The following is a 21,763-nucleotide window of genomic DNA, read 5'->3' on the forward strand; positions in this document are numbered from 1 at the left end:
TGCTCCCCCTCAGGCGTCCAGATTCTTGCCGACAATGCGCATCAGGAAGATGGCAATGATATTGGCAAGAATGACCGCAAATATCCCACCCGCCGAGCCGAGCCCGACATTCTGGCTTTCAAGCACGCGCTGATAGATCAGATAGGTCAGCGTGCGGGTGCCAAAGGACCCTTGGGTGGTGACGAAAATCTCGGCAAAGATCGACAGAAGGAAGATCATCTGGATCAAAACCACGATGGTGATCGCGCGGGCCATATGCGGCAGCACGAGGTGGAAAAACTTGGACAGGGCGGGCGCGCCATCCATCTCGGCGGCCTCCATCTGTTCGCCGTCAAGCGACTGGATCGCGGTCAGCAGGATCAGCGTCGCAAAGGGCAACCACTGCCACGACACAATCATGATGATCGACGTCATGGATGCCTGGCTAAGCCACTCGATCGGGGCCAGACCGAAAAACTCCCACAGATGCGCGAACAGCCCGTTCACCGGATCCATGAACATGTTCTTCCAGACCAGTGCCGAAACCGTTGGCATCACAAAGAAGGGCGCAATGACCAGAATGCGGACAATCCCCTGCCCCCACATCGGCTGATCCAACAGCATCGCCAGCAAGATGCCAAAGAAGATGGTGATCACCAAAACCGCCCCGACAATAACCAATGTCGCCTGAACCGAGGGCCAGAATGCGCTGGAGGTGACAAAGCGGGTGTAATTCTCGAACCCCACCCAGCCAAGGTCGCCGCCGCGCAGTGGCAGGTATTTCTTGAATGAAAAGTAAAGCGTCATCGACAGCGGCACCAGCATCCAGCCAAGAAGCAGGACAACTGCGGGGGCCATCATCAAACGTGCTGCGGATCGGGACTGATGGGTCGCCATGACATTTCTCCTCGCGGGCAAAGGGCCGCGGTTGATTGCGTCTGTCGGGAATATGGTGCGAATGGGGGCGCGCAAACCGACGCGCCCCCATAAGCCGGAGATCAGTAGCCAGCGGCTTCCATCTCGTCAGTGGTCAGGGCCTGCGCATTGGCAAGCGCCTCATCCACCGTTTGCTGACCTGCAAGGGCTGCCGAGAACTCTTGGCCAACCTGTGTCGCAATGCCCGCAAATTCCGGGATCGCGACGAATTGCACGCCGGTATAAGGCACCGGATCAACCGTTGGTGCGTTCGGATCGGCCGAGTTAATGGACCGCAGCGTCATTTCCGCAAAAGGCACCTTTTGGTACTCGGGGTTCTCATACAAAGAGGTCCGCGTGCCCGGAGGAACATTGGCCCAGCCTTCGCTTGCCGCAACCAAGGCTGTGTATTCCTTGCTTGTGGCCCAAGCGATAAACTTCTTGGCCTCCTCAGTGGCGTCAGAACCGGCAGGGATGCCCAAGGACCAAGCCCAAAGCCAGTTGCCGCGTTTGCCAAGCCCGTTATCGGCGGCAAGTGCAAAGCCGACCTTATCGGCCACAGTGCTATCCTCAGGGTTGGTCACGAAAGAGGCGGCAACGGTCGCGTCAATCCACATCCCGCATTTGCCTTGCTGGAACAACGACAGGTTTTCGTTGAACCCGTTGGTCGACGCACCCGGAGGGCCGTAGTTGTTCATCAGGTTCATGTAGGTATCAAGCGTCGTCTTCCACGCAGGGCTGTCAAACTGGGCCTTCCAGTCTTCATCAAACCAGCGCCCGCCAAAGGAATTGGCCATCGCGGTCAAGAACGCCATGTTCTCGCCCCAGCCGGCCTTACCGCGAAGGCAGATACCGTAGACCTCGTTTTCCTTGTCGTTCATCGCAGCGGCGGCTGTTTCGATATCGGCCCAAGTGGGTTCATCCGGCATCTCAAGGCCCGCGGCCTCCATCAGATCGCGGCGATACATCACCATCGAGCTTTCGCCGTAAAAGGGTGCGGCGTAAAGTTCGCCGTCGATGGTCAAACCGCCACGGATCGCGGGCAAAATGTCATCCACATCCCATTCGGCCGGCAGATCATTCAGCGAGACCAGCCAGTTCTGCGCGCCCCAGATCGGAACCTCATAGGTGCCGATTGTCATCACGTCGAACTGCCCGCCCTTGGCCGCAATATCTTGTGTCACGCGCTGGCGCAGCACGTTCTCTTCCAGCGTAACCCATTCCAGCTTGATGCCGGGATTTTTCGATGTGAAATCCTCAGCCAAGCCTTGCATACGGATCATGTCGCCGTTGTTCACAGTCGCAATGGTCAGCGTTGTCTCTGCCTGCGCAAAGCTCGCCGTGGCCAATGCAACCATGCTCGCCATCGTTAATGGTGCTTTCAGTCTCATTTTCGTCCTCCCTTAGTGTCCCTCTTCTTGGGAATAAGAGTAGACGGCAGCACTACGCGACGTCAATATAAATTTTACGCGCGTAAAGTTATGCGGAAATTCAAGCGGATGCACGCAGCACAAGATGCCCGTCAAACAAGCTCTCACAGCCCGAATCATCCGCAGAGCCACCCTCAATCAGGTGCAATAGCGTCTCCACGCTACGCTCCGAGATCGCTTTGTAATCTTGGGCCATCGTCGTCAGGGAGGGGCAGGTGAACCGCGCGAAAGGGTGGTCATCATGGCCCGCGACACGCAAGCTGTACCCCTCGCCAAGTCCAACACGCACACCGTTTTCATAGGCTGCGGCCAAAAGGCCGATGGCCAGACGGTCATTGCTGCAAAGAACAGTCCGGCTGGGAAAGCCCCCCTCGGCAAAGGCGCGGATCCCGCCCGCATAGCCGATGTTTTCAAACTCCCACCCCTGCCCGTCGACCCGCACGATCTTTGGCTCATGGCCCAATCGCTCCATCGCTGAACGGTAAGCATCGCGCCGCTTGTTCGCGTTCGGGTTCACCGGTGCCATCTCGAAAAAACAAGGTGGCTCTCCGGTTCGGCACAGGTAATCCACCATCAGCGGCACCGACTGGAAATTGTTCGAACCGATGAACGGCGCGCCTATCCCTTCAATATTGCAGTCAAAAAGAACCGTCGGGACGTTCTGGCAAAAGGCCTCGATCTTTTTTTTGTCCGAGGCACGCCCAAGCGGTGCTAGCAAAACGCCCGCTGGTCGCATGGATCTGATCGTATCAAGAATCTCGTTTTCGTAATCCAAGCTACCATGGGCGCTGAAGGTTGACGGCGAAAAACCGGCATCGATGCAGCGCCGTTCGATATTGCGGGCAAGCTCTGCAAAAAATGGATCGGCCACGAAGGGCACAACGATTCCGATGTTCTTAGTCAACCGTCGATTCTGGTTGACTGCGTAGACATTCGGGCGAAAATCGAACTGTTCCAGTGCAGCCTCGATGCGGTCCCTTGTAGATTTTCGTACGCTGTTCGGATCATTGAAATATTTGGAAACAGTGGGGCGTGACACGCCACATTTGGCGGAAAATTCCTCCATATTCCTAATCTTATCTTCAGACATAATGACACCCCGTCTCAGGCACCCCAATATTGACGCGCGCAAAGTATGTAACTTACCTTATGAAAATAAACCGGCAGACGTCAAGTTTGACTCTTGGCGACATTCGGGGTGGTATCGCAATACACACCGTCGCGCCCAAAGGAATATCTCGTGATTGACAAGACAGCCCATGATCCCGCCGCCATCAAGCTGACCCTCGATGAAGTAAAATCTCTGGCCTTGTCGATTTTGCGCCAAGCAGGCCTCTCGGATGCGCAAGCAGGGCCGGTAGCACAAACGATCACCGATTGCGAGGCAGACGGTCGCGCCTCTCATGGGCTGCAACGCCTGCCGGGTTGTGTGATGACGATAAAAAGCCCGCATTTCGTCGCCAGTGCAGAGCCGCAAATCACCAGCCCCGCCCCCGCCGTGGTGCGGGCCGATGCGGGTTTTGGCTATTCCCTTCTGGCATTTGAACGGGCGCTGCCTATCCTCGAACAAAAGGCAAAATCTTGCGGCGTCGCGGTCCTTGCCATCAACAATTGTTTCCACTTCTCAGCGCTTTGGCCAGAGGTGGAGCGGCTGTCAAAGCGGGGCCTTGTATCGCTGGCCATGACGCCAAGCCATGCCTGGGTCGCCCCTTTTGGCGGCACAACCCCCGTGCTGGGCACCAATCCGCTGGCCTTTGGCTGGCCGCGCGTAAAAGCGGACCCTTTCGTATTCGACTTTGCAACCAGCGCCATGGCCCGCAGCGATATTGCGATGGCCAAGCTGGCGGGGAAAACCCTGCCCGATGGCTGCGGGGTGGATGCTGCGGGACAACCCTCAAACGATCCGGCGGCCGTGTTGGCCGGTGCGATGTCGACCTTTGGCGGGCATAAAGGCACAGCGCTTTCCACAATGATCGAGCTGCTTGCAGGCCCCTTGATCGGGGATATGACCAGCCGCGCCTCGATGGACTTTGACGGGGGCGTACAAGCCGCCCCCTGCCACGGAGAGCTGATTATCGCGCTGGACCCTGCTTTGCTGGGCGGGCAGGACCTTGATGCAAACAGCCGCCGCGCCGAGCAGCTTTTCGCAGGCTTCACAGACCAAGGCGCGCGGCTACCCTCGCAGCAGCGCTATGCGCGGCGCGCCCAAACCCGTAAGGATGGCATCACCATTTCAGCCGCCCTGCATGACCGCATCACCGCCCTTTTGCCTTGAGCCACGTCAGCGCCGCTGCACCGCGATCATCAACAGCGCCAGCACCGCCGACCCCAGCATCAACAGCAAGGACACCGCGTTCAGCACGGGGGTGGAGCCTTCTTTCAACCGGTCAAACATCGTGATCGTCAGCGGCGCATCGGACCCGACAAGCATCAAGGTGGTGTTGAAATTCTCAAAGCTCATGAGGAAGGCCACCACGAATGCGCCGACCAATGCGGGCAGCAAATAGGGGATGGTCACGGTCCTGATCGCCGTCAGGGGCCCCGCGCCAAGGTTCAGCGCGGCCTCCTCTAGCGAGCGGTCAAATTTGATCAACCGGGCCGAGATCACCAGCGTGGCAATCGTGGTAATAAAGGAAAACTGCCCCGCGATCACCAAAGGCAGGCCGGGGCGCAGCACCTCGCTGTAAAGGCCCGTCACATCCTGCACCACGCCGGCAACGCGGCTGGAAAACACCAAAATAGAGATCCCGAGTACAATCCCCGGCACCACCAGCGGCAGCAACATCAGCACATATAGGAACCCGCGGCCGCGAAAGCTGTAACGGTTAAAAAGGAAGGCATTGGTCGTGCCCACCGTCACCGCAAGCGCCGAAACCACCGTCGCAATAAAGGCCGAGGTGCCGATAGAGGCCAAAATCCGCCGCTCATGGAGTAGGCCAATTTGCGGGCGGGCATCGCCAAAGAACCAACCCCATGTGAACCCCTCCCAAGGCAAGGACGGAAACAGGCTGTCGTTGAAGGCAAAGACCGACACGGTGATCAGCGGCAAGGCCAGCCACATGAAAAATGCGGTCACATAGGCGCCGTAAGCCAATCGCATTGTGCGCGAGCGCGGGATTGAGGGGATCATGAGCCTTCTCCCATTGTGCGTTCCAATGTTTGGCCGGTCAGCCGCAATGTGCCCCAAACGATAAGGGACGACGCGAACAGCAAGCAAAAGCCGAATGCCGCGCCCAGCTCCCAGTTAAAGCGGACGATGAACTGCGAATAGATCAACTGGGTGAACCACAGGCTGTCCTTGCCGCCCAACATTGTGGGCGTGAGGTAATTGCCCAATGACAGCATGAACACCACGATACAGCCGGAAACGATGCCCGGCATGGCGTGGGGAATGACGATCTCACGCAGGACCGAGGGGCCGGTGCCGCCAAGGTCATAGCCCGCCTCGATCACCGCATCATCAAGGCTTTCCAGCGTTGTCGTCAGCGGCACCACCATGAACAACATCGAGGTATAGACAAGCCCCAGCATCATGGCCGCATCATTATAAAGCATCTCAATCGGCTGATCCGCCAGCCCGAGCCATTGCAAAAACCCACTGATAACGCCAGTTTCGCGCAGCAGGATGATCCAGCCGAAGGTGCGGACCAGCTCTGACACCCAAAAGGGGACAAGGCACATCAGGAACAAGGCGGCCTGACTGCGGCCCTTGGCGATCTTGGCGATGTAATAGCTGATCGGGAACGCGATGATCAGGGTGATCACAGTCGCAAGGATCGACATCACGGCAGTGCGCAGGAAGGTGAATAGATACAGCGGCTCGGTCACAAAGGCGGCGTAATTATCAAGGCTTGGCGCATATTCGCGCGGCGCAACGCGGGTGCGCAAGGAGACAATGGCCATATCGATATGTGGCAGGATGATAAGCAACCCCAGCCAAAGCACCAAAGGTGCCAGCAAAAGGAAAAACCCGAGGCGTTTGCTGCTCATAGCGTTGCATCCGCAAAGCAAAGCGCTTGTTCGCGGCCCCAGCTGATATGAACCTGCGCGCCTTTGGCGAGGTTGGAATATTCGGCAGATTGCGGCAAGGCGACATCGATTTCCGCGCCCGATTGCGGATCACGCACCAAAACGCGGCTATTGGCGCCGTTGAACAGCAAGGCGCTAACCTCTACGGCCATCTGGTTGGGATTTGCGGCGGCGGTTTTTGCATCAAGGTTGATGGCAATCGCCTCTGGCCGCACGAATATCTCGACCTTGTCGCCGAGGCGAAGGTTTTGGCCTTGTGTGCGGATCAACAGACCGCTTTCGCTGCGCACCTCTGCCAGCGCGCCATCAACGGTTTCCACGCGCCCGCGCCAACGATTTGCCTCACCGACGAAACCGGCGACAAAGGCGGTTTCAGGCCGGTAATAAAGGTCACGCGCCGCACCGACCTGTTCAAACCGGCCGGCGTTCATCACCGCCACAGCGTCCGACATCACCAGCGCCTCCCCCTGATCATGGGTAATATAGACAAAGGTCGTGTCAAACTCTGCCTGAAGCGCCTTCAACTCTACCTTCATCTTTTCGCGCAGCTTGAGGTCAAGCGCGCCCAAGGGTTCATCCAGCAGCAAAACATCCGGCTGCAAGACCATGCAGCGGGCAATCGCCACGCGCTGGCGCTGTCCGCCCGAAAGCTCCGAGACTTTGCGGGTGCCGATGCCGGGCAGGTTGATACGTTCCAGAACCTCACCCGTGCGGCGGGTAATCTCGACCTTGGCGACGCCTTGACGGCGCAGCCCGTAGCCGATGTTTTCGGCAACATTCATCATCGGGAACAGCGCGAGATGCTGAAACACCATATTCACCGGCCGCTTGTTCGGCGGCACACCCAAGACGGAACGCCCCTTGATCAAGATATCGCCGCTGGTGGGCTCCAGAAACCCTGCGATCATCCGCATGATGGTGGTTTTACCACAGCCCGACGGCCCAAGTATGGAAAAGAACGATCCCGCCGGAACCGAGAAATCGACCCCCTGCACTGCAACGACATCACCGAAATGCCGGGTCAGCGCGCGGCATTCCAAATCGGGGGTAAGATCGGCAGTCATGGCATGTCCTTTGAATTGGAAGAGACGGCCCGATCAAAAATCGGGCCGTCTGATAGCAATAAAGCGTTACTTACTTCGCGGCTTGGACACGGTCCAGCGCTTCGCCCTCGATCCGTTCCAGATTGGCGGGAACCGGTGGATACCAACGAATATTGTCAATCGCCTCGGCCGGGAAGCTGGATTGATATTGCGCCTTCAGCTTCTCATCGGCAAATTCATCCGCCCCGAGGGAGGCGGTGAAATTGCCCGCAGCCTCGGTCACCATCGCGGCGATTTCAGGCTTCATCACAAAGTTGATCCAGGCATAGGCGGCATCATCCGCGCGGCCCTGTGCTGGCAAGACAAAGGTATCAACCCAACCCAAAGCGCCCGATGCGGGGGCCACGAAGTTGATGTCTGGGTTGTCGTTGTTCAGCTTCCAACCGCCGGTATCCCATGCCATAGAGGCAACCGCCTCACCCGAGCGCATAAGGTTCAACAGCTCGTCGCCGCCGCCCCAATAGGCCTTCACGACAGGTTTGCATTCAATCAGCTTGGCCTCAACCTTATCGAGGATGTCCTTATAGGCGGCCTCATCATCATAGGCGGCGAAGGGGTCCATCCCCATCGCAAAGGCAAAGCCGATCAAGGTTGGACGCTTCAAACGGTAGCTCACCTTGCCCATCAGCGATTCATCGCAAAGGTCGGTGTAATCCTTCACATCCGGCGCCTGCGCAGAATTGACGATCAGCCCCGACGTGCCCCAGATGTTGGGCAGGCCATAAATCTCACCGTCAACGGTGGTGTTGGCCTTGGTCGCTTCCAGCATCGAAGCGATAAAAAGCGAGGTGTCGACCTTGCTTAGATCAATCGGCTTATAGATGCCGAATTCCTGCTGGGGACCTGCGATACGGTCTTGGCTTGGCTGCGCAAGATCGAAACCGCCGCCGCCCGTGGCGCGCAGCTTGGCGATCATTTCCTCATTGTTGGACAGGGTCACCTCAACCGTGTGGCCTGTCTCAGCCTCAAAGAGGTCGATAACGGCATCGGGGGCATAGCCACCCCATGTCAGCAACCGCAAGGTATCCGCATTTGCGGGGGCAGCCAGCGCAAGCGCAATCGCGGTGGCGCCAAGATAAAGCTTATGTGTCATTTTGTTTCTCCCATGGTGGTATAGGCACTGTGCCGCTCCGAACCAACTAATTCAAGCATTCATGAGGTAAACATAATAATGTAACAATATCATTGCACTAGACGGAACACATGCTCGCCCGCCTGTCCCCGAAGCCCAGATGCAAAAAGGCCCGCACGTGGCGGGCCTTTTAAATTGCATTTTAGTCAGTGCTTATTGCGCAGCACAAGCGCGCAGTTTTTCAATATCCGGACCATTTGGCGTACGGCCAAGGTTGAACGGTGCAGAGGCATCGCGCCATTTGGCATAGTCGCCCAAGTATTCCATCATGCTCAGGTAAACCATCGCGCTGTCAGGATTTTCGCAGGCGGTTGTTTCAATAACGCCATTGGCCATTACCTGAATCTTTTCCAGCGTCGCGTCGTCATAGCGGGTGATCTCGATCCCCGCGTCTTTGAACTGCTGGTAAGCTTCGGTCGCGCGCTTTTCCGTGAAGGCAAGCGACCAGATCAGGTTCGCATCCGCCGCAACTTGCAGCATCTCACGGGTTTCAGGCTTCAGCGCATCCCAAGAATCTTTGTTGATCATCACACCAAAGACCGACGCCGACTGGTGCCAACCGGGGGTCGCCCAGAATTTGGTAACCTGCTGAAAACCGCCCGAGAAGTCGACGTTGGGGGTGGAGAACTCAGCGCCATCAATCACGCCACGTTCCAGCGATTGATAGATCTCGCCACCGGCCATGGAAACCTGGCTACCGCCAAGCTCTTCCAACAGACGACCCTGCTCCAAGCCCGAAAGACGCAGACGCATGCCTTGCAGGTCATCCAGCGTTTCGATCTTTTTGTTGGTCCGGAAACCAGATTCGTTGTTGGTCACGCCGTAAGGCAAATAGACCATGCCAAACTTGCCATAGATCTCATTATAGATCTCGGCGCCGCCCCACTGCTGGATCCAGTTCACGTAATCCACCGCGTTGAAAAGCGATGCCGTCGTGGCCAAAGGCGAGAATGCCGAGTTGCGGCCAGCCCAATAACCGGGCCAGTCACCACCGGCTTGGATTGTGCCCGATTCGACCGCACCGAACACTTCGCCGGCTGGCACCAATGCGCCGCCTTCAAAGAACTCGATGCTAAGGTCATCACCGGTCAACTTGTTCGCCAGCTCAACAAAGTGCTTGTCGATCTCGATCAGCTCCAGCGAGGTGGGCCATGTGGTTGTCATGGTCCAGCTTTCTTGTGCAACGGCAGCACTTGCCATGCCAAGCGACAGAGCCGCGGCGGTCATCATAGGAATGGTTTTCATTGATCTCTCCTCCTCAATGGTCAGTTAGTATAAAGGGTATGTGGCAGCCACAACACCAGCTGTGGTATGAATGCCACGGCAATGCACATCAGAATGATCAGCCCGATGAAGGGCATCACACCCGCGATGATCTGCCCGGTGCGCACCTCTTTGGGGGCAATTGCACGCAGGTAGAACAACGCATATCCGAACGGCGGCGTCAGGAACGAGGTTTGCAGCACCAATGCCATCAAAACCACAAACCACAGAAGGTTCACGTCCATCTCCTGAACGATCGGCAGGAAGATCGGGAAGGACAACAAAACGATCCCCGTCCAGTCCAGAAACGCCCCCAGAATGAACACGATGAACAGCATCATCACAATCAAGAGCCAAGGCGCCATGTCCAGACTGCGGATAATTTCTTGTGTGGCGCGCAGCCCTCCGGTGATATTGAACACCCCGGTAAAGGCCGTGGCTCCGACCACAATAAACAAGATCATGGCAGAAGTACGCCCCGTTTCCAGCATCGCCGAATAGAAGGTTTTCCATTCAAACTTGCGGCGCAAGATAACGATGCCAAGCGCCAAGGCCGCCCCAATGGCTGAAGCCTCGGTGGCGGTGGCGATCCCCGCAAGCAAGGATCCGAGGATGCCAAGGATCAACACAAGCGGCGGCAACGCCTCAATCAACAGCATCCGCACAAGTGCAGCGCGTGCGATTTTTTCATCTGGCTCAACCGCAGGGGCCGATTTCGGATCAAAAATCGCAACAATCACCACCCAAACCGCATAAAGCAGGCCCAGCAACACGCCCGGAATCATCGCACCGGCAAACAGCTCCCCCACCGACAACGGCGAGTAAGAGGCCATCAGGATCAACATGATGGACGGAGGAATAAGAATACCTAGACAGCCCGAAGCCGCGATAACGCCCGTCGTCAGCGTCGGGGAATAGCCGTATTGCAGCATCGGACGCAGCGCCATAACGCCCATCACGGTGATGGATGCGCCAATAATCCCGGTCGTCGCCGCCAAAAGGATGGAGATAAATACCACCGCAAGCGCCAGCCCGCCCCGCACGTTGGACAACAGCAAACGCAGGCTTTCAAACATCTTGTCGGTCACACCGCTGTCAGACAGGAATCTCGCCATCAAAATAAACAGGGGGATAGCGATCAGTGTGAAGTTATCCAGCACATCGCCGAAAATCCGGTTGATAACGATGCCCAGCACCATCGGCTTGCCCGCAATCAAGGTGCCCAAAACGGCCGTGCCGCCAAGAACGAAGGCCAACGGGTGGCCCATAAACAGGCCCGTCAGCAAAAGCCCGAACATGCAAAGGGCAATAATCTCAGGAGTCATGGTGCGGAACCTCGCGTCCAAGAATAAGTTTCAGCACTTCCGAGATACCCTGTATCAGCAAAAGAAAAGCCGCGGCGGCCATCGCCAGTTTCAACGGGTAAACCGGCAGCTGGACCGAACCATAGGTGGTCTCTCCCTGCTGCCATGACTTCATCCCGAAATCCCAAGAGCGGGTTACGAAAACCCAAGCAAAGGGGAAGAAGAAGATCAAATAACCCGCAACCTCAACCCAGCGCCGCGCCGTGTTACCAAGCGTTTCTGTCACCAGATCAACACGCACATGCGATTGATGGCGCAGCGCGTAACCGCCCAGCATCACAAAATAAAAGCCGTATAGCTGTTTGGTGACATCAAAGGCCCAGCGCGTCGGGGCGTTGAAAACATATCGCATTATTACGTCAAAAATAATCATGGCAGCGAAAACGATTGCTACCACAGACACAACCCTGCCAACGACCTCATTCAGAGTGTCGATCGCTTTGATGATCATAGCTGCCTCCCTGTTAGGGTGGCAAGAAAACCGATCAGACGGAAATTTACAAGGTAATAATCTTGCCCACCCAAACGGTTCCCGATTTTTTTCGTGACGTTAACCATGAACCCGCCTTGCGCCGCGAACATGACGCTACGTCAGGCTTTGGCATTCACTTCAAACGCTGGTCCCTGCTATCATGCCCTCATAAACTGCTTCCTCGGCAGTGCGCGGGGACATGGCGTCACCGATCTGGTGCAACTCTATCCCGCGCACACGGATGCAGTCTTGCAGATCGTCTTGCGGACGGTGGCCAAGGCTCAGCACCAGACTGTCCACCCCCTCCAGAATAATCGGCTCTTGCGAGGCGGTGTGCTGCAAAAACACCGTATCATCCTGTGTGCCAAAAAGTCGCGCATAGGGGATCACCTCGACACCCAGCCGGTGCAGGTTGCCCAGCATCGTATCGCGAACGTAATAGGGAATCGTATCCCCTGCCATCGGCGCATTGACCGCCAGACGTACATTCGACCCGTCGGCCGCCAGCATCTCGGCCAGACCCATCCCGATCCAGTCGGCACGCCAATCGGCAATCACCACCCGCGCACCGGCGCGAGCCTCACGGCGCAACACCTCCCAGGCGCCCAGAATTTGCATTTCGCCATCACTCTCAATGTCTGGCAAAAAGGGCACAGCCCCTGTGGCAAGAATGATCGCATCAGGCGCGGTTTCATCAATCAACGCGGCATCAACAGTCTGGCCTTTGACAATCGTTACCCCCGCGCGCCCGCATTCACTTGCCAGATTGGTGATAATACCGCCAAATTCCGCGCGATGCGGTAAAAGCTGCGCCAAAAGCGCCTGCCCGCCAAGCTGGGCTGCGGCCTCATAAAGGGTGACATCATGGCCACGCTCGGCCGCGGTGGCCGCCGCCTTCAGCCCCGCAGGACCACCGCCGATCACCATAATCTTGCGGGGGGAGGCCGCCTGCGGCTTGGAACCAAAGCGCAGCTCTCGTCCGGTTTCGGGATGCTGGATACAGCTGATCGAAAGCCCCTTATGGAAGTGGTGGATACAGGCCTGATTGCAGCCGATACAGGCACGAATATCATCCACTTGCCCCGCCTCGGCCTTATTGGGCATCACCGGATCACAGATCAACGCGCGGGTCATGCCGCAGACATCCGCCTCGCCGCGCGCCAGCATCGCCTCAGCCTCTTGCGGTTGGTTAATGCGGCCAGTGGCAAAAACCGGAATCGTCAGCGCCTTTTTGAAGCGTGCCACCTCGGGCGCGACATAGGCGGCGGGGAAATTCATCGGCGCGGTAATATGCACCGCACCGCCCAGAGTGGCCGAGGTCCCGACCGTCAGCGAGAGGTAGTCAAGCTGCTCTTGCAAGGCGCGGCTGGCCTGCAAGGCATCCTCTATCGTCAGCCCGCCCTCGTCGCGCTCCGAGGCGGAAAGCCGCATGCCGATGATGAAATTCTCATCCGTGGCGGCGCGCATCGCGGCCAGAGCCTCTTGCAAGAAGCGCAAACGGTTTTCGGGCGAGCCGCCATAACCATCGGTGCGCAGGTTCACCAATGGGTTCAGAAATTGCGCGGGCAAATAGCCGTGCGAGCCGACAAACTCCACCCCGTCAAACCCCGCCTGCCACATCCGGCGGGCGGCATCGGCATATCCCTGCACCACCTCGTCGATCATCGCCTTGTCCATCGCACGCGGCATCATCTTGAACCGCTCGTTCGGCACCGCCGAGGCGGAATAGGACACCGCCAACAGACCATTCGCGCCCTCCATAATCTCACGCCCCGGATGGAACAGCTGCGAGATCACCACCGCGCCATGGGCATGGCAGGCCTCGGCCAGTTTGCGAAAGCCGGGGATGCAGTCGTCATCGGTGGCCATCAGCAAATGCGCGGTGTAGCGCGCGGTCTCATGCACGCCTGCCACCTGCGTCACGATCAGACCGGCCCCCCCACGGGCACGGGCCTCTTGATAGGCGATATATTCATCCGAGACCTGCCCGCCATGGGGCAACAGCGTGTCATGGCCCGTGGACATGATACGGTTGCGCAAAGTGGTGCCCCGGATCGTCAGCGGGGTAAAAAGATGCGGGAATGCCTTGGCGTTCATGGGTTTTCCTTGGGATGAAGTGGGGCCTTAGGCGCCGTCGCGCCAACGGGCCAATTTGTCTTGAAGCCGGTACAAGCCGCCGACCGCAGGCAAGAACCACGGCTTGCCATTGTAAAACGGCACCTTGGGGAAAGGCGCGTTGACCACACCGCGATCCGCCCCCTCGCGCGCCAGCATCAATTCGGCAACGCGGTGGCCCATATAGGTGGCCATCGACACACCGCTGCCGTTATAGCATGACGCATAATGCAGCCCGTCCGGCATCCTGCCGACATGGCTGGTGAAATCCGAGGCAAAGCACACATTGCCAAGCCAGGAGTGCGTGATCTCAACCCCTTTGAGGCTGGGAAAGATTTGCTCCATATAGCCGCGCAAGCCGATCGCGGATCGGGCCTCGCTGGTGGTGCGAAACCGCGCGCGGCCGCCAAACAACATCCGTGTCCCATCCGGCGACCGACGGTAATAGCACAGCACCCTTTTGCTATCACTCGCCGCGCGGTTCATGGGCAACAGCTCTTCCATCTGCGCCAGAGGCAGGCTTTGGGTCGCGATGATATAGCTTTGAACAGGGATCGCACGTTTGCGCAGCCACGGCTGCTCTGGCCCGGCATAGCCGTTGACGGCGATCAAGACCTGATCGGCCCGCAGCACAACGGGGCCTTGTTCGCCCGTCACCTGCACCTGAAACCCCGCAGGCACGCGCTGCGCCCCCAAATAGCGGCAGCCGGTAAAGATACGCACCCCAAGCGCGCGCGCCCGATTGGCCAAAGCCCGCACATATTTCGCCGGATGGAGCGAGCCTTGCCCGTTTTTGATCACCGCCCCGCGGTAGGTATCGGTCTTGATAGCGCGTGGGACCTCATGCTCTTCCAGTATCTCCAGCTTTGCCTGCGCATCAAGCGGCAAAGCCGCACGGGCCGCGCGCATATCCGCAAGGTCGGCGCGGCAATGCGCGCCAATAACAGAACCGTTGAGGTTAAGATCCACATCTTCGCCCAGCGACTTTGCGCGGGCCAGCATGAAGGGCATCGATTGGCGGTAATCCTCTATCACCTCGGCACCGCGCTTGTCGCCGAACCTGCGCTTGGCCGTGGCCAGATCAAACTTGGGCGTATTCCCGATCTGCCCACCATTGCGAGAGCTTGCCCCCTCGCCAACCCGCTGGGCATCAATCACGAAAGCATCGACACCAGCCTCGGCCAAGGTGATCGCCGCGGACAGGCCGGTATAGCCTGCCCCGACGACCAACACCCCGCAATGATCGCGGTCAATCACGCGCTCGGCGTGTTGCGGCGCGGCGTCTTCCCACCAGAAGGGCGTCGTTTTCATCGCGTCGCCCCCCTTCGGGCCTAGCCGTTGGATTTGCGCAGCAACGTGCAATCCCCGGGCGCAAAAGCCATCTGAACCTGCGCGCCATCCGCATGGATGCCCGCGCGGGCCGATCCGTAAACGATGAAGTTCTCGCCCATATCCATCGCGAGCGAATAAAGCGCACGATCACCCGAATAGGTGGAGCTGAGAACCTTGCCCGGCAGATAGATACGGCCATCGTTTACGGCTTCCACCTCTACCGTACTATCCTCGGGGCGGATCATCAGTTCGGCATCCAGCATCGTCGGCGCCTCTGCAAGTGGCACAGCGACGCCATTGGCCCGGAACATGGCCGTATCGCCTTCTTGCGCAACCTCGCCACTGAGGATGTTTGATTTTCCAACGAAATCAGCTACAAAGCGGGTATCAGGGCGGCGGTAAAGGTTGAAGGCGGTATCAAACTGCGCGATCCGGCCGTGGTTCATCACCGCGATGCGATCGGACATATGCATCGCTTCTTCTTGGTCGTGGGTGACGTTGATGAAAGTGGTGCCAAGCGTGCGGTGAATATCGCGCAGCTCCTCTTGCAGATCAACGCGCAGCTTCTTGTCCAGCGCCGACATCGGCTCATCCAACAGCAAAAGGTCGGGTTTGAACACCAAAGCACGCGCCAGCGCCACGCGCTGCTGCTGGCCGCCAGACAGCTCTGCCGGATAGCGACCGGCGAATTTGCCAAGCTGGACCAGATCCAGAATGGCTGTCACCCGCTCGTTAATCTCATCCTTGGCGACGCGCCGCACCTTCAGCGGATAGGCGATATTATCATGCACCGTCATATGCGGAAACAGCGCATAGCCTTGGAACACCAGCCCGAAATTGCGCTTTTCCGGCGAGAGCAGGCTGATGTCGCGCCCGTTCATCAAGATCGTGCCGCTGCTGACCGGCTCAAACCCCGCAAGGATTTTCAGCAAGGTGGTTTTGCCCGACCCCGAAGGGCCAAGCAGGGTCACAAACTCCCCCATCTCGATATTCAGCGAGACATCAAAAAGCGCTTGCGTCGCACCGTAGAACTTGTCGATATTTTTGATTTCCAAAGAGGACATTTTATTTCCCACGCGTTTTGTAGCGCGAACGTTGTTGCAGCCAGTTCAGCACCAGCAAGAACATCAACGAAAGCAAGGAGAGCATCAGGGCGACGGCGATGATCGTCGGTTCCAACCGGTCACGAAGACCGGAGAACAGCGCGATCGGCAGCGTCGTCGATTGCGGGGCCGCCAGAAACAGCGCGACCACCACCTCATCAAATGAGGTGACAAAGGCGAAAAGCGCGCCTGTCATGAAGCCCGGCGCCGCCAGCGGCAAGGTTACGGTCCGAAACCGATAAGCGCGCGATGCCCCCATCGAGGCCGCCGCGCGCTCCAATTCCGGGTCCAGCCCCTTGAGCGATGTCATCACCGACAAGAACACCAGCGGCGCACCTAGGATCGCATGCGCCAGCACCAGCGACACATAACCACCGCCAAAGCCCGCGCGCCCGAAGGCATAGGTAAAGGCCACGCCTAAAACCACCGAAGGGATAACAATCGGCGAGATGAACAGCCCCGACAGGACAATCTGCCCAAAGCGGCCCGAAAGCATGGTCCCCATCGCCGCCAGCCCGCCGATCACCACCGCAACAACAGATGCACCAAAGGCAACCTTCAAACTGTTGAAGAAGGCAGGCATCCACGGCGGCTGGGTAAAGGCGACCTTGAACCAATCAAAGGTAAACCCCTCCATCGGATAGGTCAGGAAAGAGCTTTCGTTGAAGGCCAGCGGCAGTACCAACAGCAACGGTAGCGCAAGGAACAGCATGCTTAGGACAAGGCTTACCCAATAGATTGCGCGTGACATATCAACGCCCTCCTTTGCGGGATTTGAACAAGAGCCAAGCCCCGGACCCAAGGCCCAAAATCAGCACTACACAGCCAAAGAGCATCACCGAGAGCACCGAAGCCATGCCCCAATTCAGCGATTTCTTCACGAAATCCGCGATGTAATAGGACAGCATCTGGTCGCTCGGCCCGCCAGTCAGCGCCGGTGTGATGTAAAAGCCAAGGGCAAGGATAAACACAGTGCCCCCACCGACCGCAACGCCGCGCAGGGTTTGCGGGAAATAGACCCGCAAAAAGGTTTCTATCCCGCCGGCCCCAAGGCTGCGCGAGGCGTCGCTTTGGGATATCGGGATGGTCTTCATCACGTTGAAAATCGGCAGAATGGCAAAGGGCAGCAAAACATGCGTCATCGCAACCACAGTGCCGAAACGGTTGAAGATAAGCTGCAGCGGTTCAGATATAATGCGCAGCCATATCAGCAGGTTATTGAGCAAGCCATGGGTCTGCAACAATACAACCCAAGCCGATGTCCGCACCAAGATCGAGGTCCAGAAGCTAAGCAAAACGACCATGAAAACAATCGTCGCAAGCCGCGGCTTGCCATTGGCCGCAGCATAGGCCAGCGGATAGCCGATCAGCAACGTCAACAGCGTCACCTGCGTCGCAATAACGATGGTCCGCACCATGATGCGCAAATAGATGTCATCGCCCTCGGCCTGAACAAAACCGCCGTCGCCATCCGGCTTGAAACCAGAAGCTTTTTGGAAATGCCTCCAAGTGATCGGTGCGATGTTGCGGGCCAGAATGTCCCAATAGACCTGCTGCCCCCACCGCTTGTCAAAAGCGGTCAACCCCTCCATCGTTGGCGGAAGTTCCTCGGCCTTTTTACCGGATTTGATCAACAGGGATCGAAATCCGCTGCGTTCCTGGTTCAGGTTGCGCGCGGCCTCGGCCAGATCGCGGCGGTCGGCGGCGATCAGATCGGCAACAAGGGCGGCGGCACGCTCATCAGGGCTGCCGTCCTCGACCACCTCTGAAAGAGTTTGAAATTGATCGTAAAGCGTACTGTTGTCCACGCTTTGGCTTCCCACTGTCAGCAGCGGGTAAAGGTAGAACATCAAATAAATGATCAGCGGCATGATAAGCAACATGACTGTTGCCAAACGGTTGCCATTTGCGTTTCGCATGGCTCTTTCCATTCTGTTCTGGACCGTGGCCTAGCCCTGCCCGCCGGTTATGGCAAGCAGGGCTAGCGAGCGTGTCAGTTCAAGGTTACTGCGTCGCCCAGTTGTTCCAGCGCTCGGTCAGCGCATCGGAATGGTCAATCCAGAAAGCATCGGAAAAGAACAGCGCATCTTCGGTGTTCTTGCCAGTTGGCAGGTCTTTCACGATATCCTCCGCCAACATCTCAGCGGTCTTCATGTTTGTCGGACCGTAGGGCATCAACTCCGAGAATTTTGCCTGCGGTGCCGCTTCGCTTACAAAGGCGATAAATTCCATCGCCACATCCTTATGCTCTGCGCCTGTTGGAATGGCCCAGGAATCAATGCTGTAGATGTGGTTCTTCCACACGAATTCCAGCGGCTGGCCTTCATTCTTGGCGGTAATGATGCGGCCGTTATAGGCGGTGCTTAGGACAACATTGCCCGCCGCAAGCCATTCGACCGGCTGCGAACCGGCATCCCAGAACTGCACATCATCCTTGATCATATCAAGCTTGGCAAAGGCACGGTCGACGCCTTCGGATGTGGACAGGACATCATAAACGTCATCCACGGCAACGCCATCAGCAAGAAGCGCATATTCCAGATTCCACTTGGGCAGGTTGCGAACCGCACGCTTGCCCGGGAATTTTTCGGTGTCAAAGAAATCAGCCCAATCTTGGGGCGCGTCCGGAAAAGTTTCAGAGTTATAAGCATAACCGTTGCCGATCACCACATTGCCCGCACCGCATTCGTTGATCGCATTGGGGTTCAGCTCGTCCTGCGTGGGGATATCATCCCACGAAATCACCTCGAACAAGCCTTCGTCACAGCCAAGCTGAAGGTCGGCACCTTCCACCGTCACCAGATCCCATGTCACATTGCCGGTGTCAGCCATCGCTTTCACCTCAGCAAGACCGCCAAGATAGGTTGTTTCCGTAAAGGCCATGCCCTTCGATTCGGCAAATGGCGTGTAATAGGATTCGCGTTGGGCGTCCTGATAATTCCCACCCCAGCCGGCAATCGTAAGATCGCGCGCCTGTGCACCCTGTGCTGCACAAACAGCAAGCCCAGAGACCGCAAGCGCTTTAACGACATGTTTCATAAACTCTCCCCTTAGTTGGCAAGGCCCCTGAAAGACGCCCTGACGACAATCGCAAGCCTCTACCCCTCATGGTGTAAGGGCGGGCTTTTCAGATCAACTCTCGCCCTTAAATTTTGGCAAGATTAAAATATTATGCAAGTAATTTTATTTCGTTTTACAAAAAGAGAAAATTAATCGCTAATGTTACCGCGAACAATAGGACAGCATTTTGCCATGCAACCATCGATGGCCCCCGAAGTCATGCTTGACGGAAAACCCCAAATCGGGGCCCGCCTACGCTTTCGCCGCAAGCTGCGGGGCATGTCGCTGAAACAGGTGGCGCAAGGCGCGGGCCTTTCAATCGGTATGATCAGTCAGGTCGAACGCGGCCTCGCCCTGCCATCCGTCAAATCCATGCGCGCGATCTGCGCCGCGCTGGATATGCCCGTCGCCTGGCTGTTCGAGCCCGCCTCCCAAAAGCCAGAGGACAACAGTGATTATGTGGTGCGCAACGAAAGTCGGCGGGAGTTGTCATTTGACGACGGAAAATTGCGCAAGCAATTGCTGACCCCCGACACCCAGCCCCAAATCCAGATGCTGCGCTTCATGATGCAACCGGGTGCCGATTCAGGGGAGCCTTATTCCAACACCGAGGGCGGGAAATGCGGTTTGGTCGTTGGCGGCACCTTGGGGCTAGAGCTTGATGGAATGTCGCATATCATCAAGAAAGGGGATAGTTTCGCCTTTCCGGCTTGGACAATGGTTCGATTTTGGACAATCGGTGATACCCCCTGTGAGGTGATCTGGGTTGTCAGCCCCGCAACCGTATAGGCCGCAAGCCCAGCCACCGCGAAACAGGGTTGCCGGAACCCGCAGATCACCGCATACATAATTGCGAAGAATATTGGAGTGGGCCTGATTGATGGAAAAAGACCTGTTGCACTGGCGCGGCCCCGTGGCACCCGACGGCGACACCCTTACGGGCCATCATGTGGTGCTGGAACGCCTTGATGCCGATCTCCATGCTGCCGACCTTTTTCGTGCCTTTTCCGGCCATGACGCCCTTTGGGACTACATGTATGATGGGCCATTTTCCTCGGCGGCAAGCTATCACCGCTGGGTGAAGGAAAAAACAAACGATTCCAGTGTGCAGTTTTATGCAATCCGCGATCTGGTCTCGGGCCATTGCGGCGGGGTGGCAAGCTTTTTGCGGATAGATCCTGCGGCCGGATCGATCGAGGTCGGCAGTATCTGCATCGCACCAGAGCTTCAACAATCGCGACAAGCGACCGAGGCAATGTATTTGATGATGCAATGGGCTTTTAACGCTGGTTATCGCCGCTACGAATGGAAGTGCAATGCGCGCAATATGGCATCGCGGCGGGCGGCGCAGCGGCTCGGTTTTTCCTATGAGGGGATCTTTCGCCAAGCGGCTGTTGCCAAGGGTCGCAACCGTGACACAGCTTGGTTTTCCGTGATCGACAGTGAATGGCCTGCCCTATATGAGGCCTTTACCGCATGGCTTGCGCCTTCCAACTTTGATGCGAGCGGACGGCAAAGGGAGCAGCTTAGCGACCTAACCCGTCTTGTGCGCGCCAATAGCGACCCCGGCCTTCGCCCCGGCAACTGATCCGATCGCAAAAGGATCGGCGCAATGGCTGATACGCTGGCCAAGCAGGGCGCCAAGTTCAATCATCCCCTCGGTTGACGTGCGGGCCGAAGCGGCCGCGCAGGCCAATGCCGTATCGTTAGAGCTGCGCGCAATACCAGAGACGAAATCCACCACATAGCGCCGTGGGTTTTCATCCCCCTGCGCGATAAGGTCGGCCGCATGAAGCAAATCATCTTGCAATGCCTGCGGATCGGGCTGGATCGGTTTATCATCCGCACGCGGTACCAAGCCCGATTGCCCTTGAAGATGTGTCAAAATCATTTTTTGAAATGCCGCGAGGCTTTGCAGAGGTTTCTCAAGGAACCCTGCCGCACCTGCACGTACCGCTTGTGACCACCCGTCGGGATCGCCGCTTATGGCCAGAACAAGGCTGCCAAGTCCTTGACCGCGCGTCAGCTCCCGTATCAGATCCGCGCCATTGCCATCGGGCAGGCCAAGATCGACCAACACCACATCCGGCCGGTAAACCGCCAAATGCCGCCGCGCCGCAGCAAGGGTTTCTGCCCGCCGCATCCGCGCGCCACTGCGCTGACACAAAAGGCGCAACGCCTCGGACGCAAAACGGCTATCTTCCACAGCCAAAAGGGTAACACCTGCCAGAGGCAAGGCCACCCGATCATACAGATGCGCAAATCCGGGGCCTTCCGGCATGGGTTTGGCCGGAAATGGACCTTGGGGGTATGGCATCCTTGCACCTTTCTGGTTCGAGTTAGCATCGACCCCCTATCAGACACCAGTTCTCCCTAATATTTGATGAAGATCGGCACAAAAACCGGTGCCATTTCCCCCCGCCCCTTGCCCAATGCCGCCCCACGCCGCATATATCCCCAAGAATC

20 protein-coding genes are annotated in these 21,763 nt (G+C 57.6%); 3 read left to right on the forward strand and 17 right to left on the reverse strand.

Going from position 1 to position 21,763, the window contains the following annotated elements:
* Positions 1-9 precede the first annotated feature (9 nt).
* The 3 genes from EOK75_RS15745 to EOK75_RS15755 all read right to left on the reverse strand — a co-directional run bounded on the left by EOK75_RS15745 (position 10) and on the right by EOK75_RS15755 (position 3,414).
* Positions 10-876, reverse strand: coding sequence for a carbohydrate ABC transporter permease (locus EOK75_RS15745; RefSeq protein WP_137195017.1), 867 nt, complete (start codon positions 874-876; stop codon positions 10-12).
* A 101-nt stretch (positions 877-977) separates the two neighbouring features.
* On the reverse strand, positions 978-2,285 hold the full coding sequence (locus EOK75_RS15750; protein WP_137195018.1) for an ABC transporter substrate-binding protein: 1,308 nt from the start codon (positions 2,283-2,285) through the stop codon (positions 978-980).
* A 100-nt stretch (positions 2,286-2,385) separates the two neighbouring features.
* The gene (locus EOK75_RS15755; RefSeq protein ID WP_137195019.1) at positions 2,386-3,414 is read right to left on the reverse strand and encodes a LacI family DNA-binding transcriptional regulator; all 1,029 of its coding nucleotides are present in this window, start codon (positions 3,412-3,414) and stop codon (positions 2,386-2,388) included.
* A 153-nt stretch (positions 3,415-3,567) separates the two neighbouring features.
* Here EOK75_RS15755 and EOK75_RS15760 point away from each other — a divergent pair, with 153 nt between their 5' ends.
* Positions 3,568-4,599, forward strand: a complete 1,032-nt coding sequence (locus tag EOK75_RS15760) for an Ldh family oxidoreductase (protein WP_137195827.1) — start codon at positions 3,568-3,570, stop codon at positions 4,597-4,599.
* A gap of 6 nt (positions 4,600-4,605) precedes the next feature.
* Here EOK75_RS15760 and EOK75_RS15765 read toward each other — a convergent pair whose 3' ends face one another.
* The 13 genes from EOK75_RS15765 to EOK75_RS15825 form a co-directional block, all read right to left on the reverse strand.
* Positions 4,606-5,454 (reverse strand): ABC transporter permease, encoded by an 849-nt coding sequence (locus EOK75_RS15765; RefSeq protein WP_137195020.1) that lies wholly within the window; start codon positions 5,452-5,454, stop codon positions 4,606-4,608.
* A complete protein-coding gene (locus EOK75_RS15770; protein ID WP_137195021.1) occupies positions 5,451-6,314 on the reverse strand; it encodes an ABC transporter permease in 864 nt (287 codons plus the stop codon). Before EOK75_RS15770 ends, EOK75_RS15765 begins: the two co-directional genes overlap by 4 nt.
* Positions 6,311-7,417 carry an ABC transporter ATP-binding protein gene (locus EOK75_RS15775; protein ID WP_137195022.1) on the reverse strand — a complete coding sequence of 369 codons (1,107 nt, stop codon included), beginning with the start codon at positions 7,415-7,417 and terminating at the stop codon, positions 6,311-6,313. The genes EOK75_RS15770 and EOK75_RS15775 overlap by 4 nt, the downstream gene beginning before the upstream one ends.
* A 70-nt stretch (positions 7,418-7,487) precedes the next feature.
* Positions 7,488-8,549: an extracellular solute-binding protein gene (locus EOK75_RS15780; protein WP_137195023.1), complete on the reverse strand. Its 1,062-nt coding sequence runs from the start codon at positions 8,547-8,549 to the stop codon at positions 7,488-7,490.
* Positions 8,550-8,741: 192 nt separating this feature from the next.
* A complete protein-coding gene (dctP, locus tag EOK75_RS15785; protein ID WP_137195024.1) occupies positions 8,742-9,833 on the reverse strand; it encodes a TRAP transporter substrate-binding protein DctP in 1,092 nt (363 codons plus the stop codon).
* Positions 9,834-9,853: 20 nt separating this feature from the next.
* Complete coding sequence (locus EOK75_RS15790; protein WP_205965524.1) at positions 9,854-11,176, reverse strand: TRAP transporter large permease; 1,323 nt, start codon at positions 11,174-11,176, stop codon at positions 9,854-9,856.
* Positions 11,166-11,666, reverse strand: a complete 501-nt coding sequence (locus EOK75_RS15795; protein ID WP_137195025.1) for a TRAP transporter small permease subunit — start codon at positions 11,664-11,666, stop codon at positions 11,166-11,168. Before EOK75_RS15795 ends, EOK75_RS15790 begins: the two co-directional genes overlap by 11 nt.
* A 159-nt stretch (positions 11,667-11,825) precedes the next feature.
* Positions 11,826-13,784 (reverse strand): oxidoreductase, encoded by a 1,959-nt coding sequence (locus EOK75_RS15800; protein WP_137195026.1) that lies wholly within the window; start codon positions 13,782-13,784, stop codon positions 11,826-11,828.
* A gap of 27 nt (positions 13,785-13,811) precedes the next feature.
* On the reverse strand, positions 13,812-15,113 hold the full coding sequence (locus tag EOK75_RS15805) for an NAD(P)/FAD-dependent oxidoreductase (protein ID WP_137195027.1): 1,302 nt from the start codon (positions 15,111-15,113) through the stop codon (positions 13,812-13,814).
* A gap of 20 nt (positions 15,114-15,133) precedes the next feature.
* Positions 15,134-16,198, reverse strand: coding sequence for an ABC transporter ATP-binding protein (locus EOK75_RS15810; RefSeq protein WP_137195028.1), 1,065 nt, complete (start codon positions 16,196-16,198; stop codon positions 15,134-15,136).
* A 1-nt stretch (position 16,199) separates the two neighbouring features.
* Positions 16,200-16,988, reverse strand: coding sequence for an ABC transporter permease (locus EOK75_RS15815; RefSeq protein ID WP_137195029.1), 789 nt, complete (start codon positions 16,986-16,988; stop codon positions 16,200-16,202).
* A 1-nt stretch (position 16,989) separates the two neighbouring features.
* On the reverse strand, positions 16,990-18,156 hold the full coding sequence (locus EOK75_RS15820; protein WP_168199266.1) for an ABC transporter permease: 1,167 nt from the start codon (positions 18,154-18,156) through the stop codon (positions 16,990-16,992).
* Between the two features lie 85 nt (positions 18,157-18,241).
* Positions 18,242-19,276, reverse strand: a complete 1,035-nt coding sequence (locus tag EOK75_RS15825) for an ABC transporter substrate-binding protein (protein ID WP_137195031.1) — start codon at positions 19,274-19,276, stop codon at positions 18,242-18,244.
* A gap of 213 nt (positions 19,277-19,489) precedes the next feature.
* On the opposite strand from EOK75_RS15825, the gene EOK75_RS15830 reads away from it, so the two are divergent.
* Complete coding sequence (locus tag EOK75_RS15830) at positions 19,490-20,086, forward strand: helix-turn-helix domain-containing protein (RefSeq protein ID WP_137195032.1); 597 nt, start codon at positions 19,490-19,492, stop codon at positions 20,084-20,086.
* A gap of 91 nt (positions 20,087-20,177) precedes the next feature.
* Positions 20,178-20,885, forward strand: coding sequence for a GNAT family N-acetyltransferase (locus EOK75_RS15835; RefSeq protein WP_137195033.1), 708 nt, complete (start codon positions 20,178-20,180; stop codon positions 20,883-20,885).
* Here the strand turns inward: EOK75_RS15835 and EOK75_RS15840 are convergent.
* Positions 20,832-21,614, reverse strand: coding sequence for a response regulator (locus EOK75_RS15840; RefSeq protein WP_137195034.1), 783 nt, complete (start codon positions 21,612-21,614; stop codon positions 20,832-20,834). The two genes, EOK75_RS15835 and EOK75_RS15840, sit on opposite strands and share 54 nt — an antisense overlap.
* Positions 21,615-21,763 lie beyond the last annotated feature (149 nt).

This window comes from Pseudorhodobacter turbinis (assembly GCF_005234135.1).
Lineage (GTDB): Bacteria > Pseudomonadota > Alphaproteobacteria > Rhodobacterales > Rhodobacteraceae > Pseudorhodobacter > Pseudorhodobacter turbinis.

Excerpts from the sequence above, each read along its gene's own strand:
- EOK75_RS15805 (WP_137195027.1), bottom strand. The coding sequence starts at position 15,113 with ATGAAAACGACGCCCTTCTGGTGGGAAGACGCCGCGCCGCAACACGCC.
- EOK75_RS15790 (WP_205965524.1), bottom strand. The coding sequence starts at position 11,176 with ATGACTCCTGAGATTATTGCCCTTTGCATGTTCGGGCTTTTGCTGACG.
- EOK75_RS15840 (WP_137195034.1), bottom strand. The coding sequence starts at position 21,614 with ATGCCATACCCCCAAGGTCCATTTCCGGCCAAACCCATGCCGGAAGGC.
- EOK75_RS15830 (WP_137195032.1), top strand. The coding sequence starts at position 19,490 with ATGCAACCATCGATGGCCCCCGAAGTCATGCTTGACGGAAAACCCCAA.
- EOK75_RS15775 (WP_137195022.1), bottom strand. The coding sequence starts at position 7,417 with ATGACTGCCGATCTTACCCCCGATTTGGAATGCCGCGCGCTGACCCGG.
- EOK75_RS15770 (WP_137195021.1), bottom strand. The coding sequence starts at position 6,314 with ATGAGCAGCAAACGCCTCGGGTTTTTCCTTTTGCTGGCACCTTTGGTG.
- dctP (WP_137195024.1), bottom strand. The coding sequence starts at position 9,833 with ATGAAAACCATTCCTATGATGACCGCCGCGGCTCTGTCGCTTGGCATG.
- EOK75_RS15780 (WP_137195023.1), bottom strand. The coding sequence starts at position 8,549 with ATGACACATAAGCTTTATCTTGGCGCCACCGCGATTGCGCTTGCGCTG.
- EOK75_RS15820 (WP_168199266.1), bottom strand. The coding sequence starts at position 18,156 with ATGCGAAACGCAAATGGCAACCGTTTGGCAACAGTCATGTTGCTTATC.
- EOK75_RS15745 (WP_137195017.1), bottom strand. The coding sequence starts at position 876 with ATGGCGACCCATCAGTCCCGATCCGCAGCACGTTTGATGATGGCCCCC.
- EOK75_RS15800 (WP_137195026.1), bottom strand. The coding sequence starts at position 13,784 with ATGAACGCCAAGGCATTCCCGCATCTTTTTACCCCGCTGACGATCCGG.
- EOK75_RS15765 (WP_137195020.1), bottom strand. The coding sequence starts at position 5,454 with ATGATCCCCTCAATCCCGCGCTCGCGCACAATGCGATTGGCTTACGGC.
- EOK75_RS15815 (WP_137195029.1), bottom strand. The coding sequence starts at position 16,988 with ATGTCACGCGCAATCTATTGGGTAAGCCTTGTCCTAAGCATGCTGTTC.
- EOK75_RS15795 (WP_137195025.1), bottom strand. The coding sequence starts at position 11,666 with ATGATCATCAAAGCGATCGACACTCTGAATGAGGTCGTTGGCAGGGTT.
- EOK75_RS15755 (WP_137195019.1), bottom strand. The coding sequence starts at position 3,414 with ATGTCTGAAGATAAGATTAGGAATATGGAGGAATTTTCCGCCAAATGT.
- EOK75_RS15825 (WP_137195031.1), bottom strand. The coding sequence starts at position 19,276 with ATGAAACATGTCGTTAAAGCGCTTGCGGTCTCTGGGCTTGCTGTTTGT.
- EOK75_RS15810 (WP_137195028.1), bottom strand. The coding sequence starts at position 16,198 with ATGTCCTCTTTGGAAATCAAAAATATCGACAAGTTCTACGGTGCGACG.
- EOK75_RS15835 (WP_137195033.1), top strand. The coding sequence starts at position 20,178 with ATGGAAAAAGACCTGTTGCACTGGCGCGGCCCCGTGGCACCCGACGGC.
- EOK75_RS15750 (WP_137195018.1), bottom strand. The coding sequence starts at position 2,285 with ATGAGACTGAAAGCACCATTAACGATGGCGAGCATGGTTGCATTGGCC.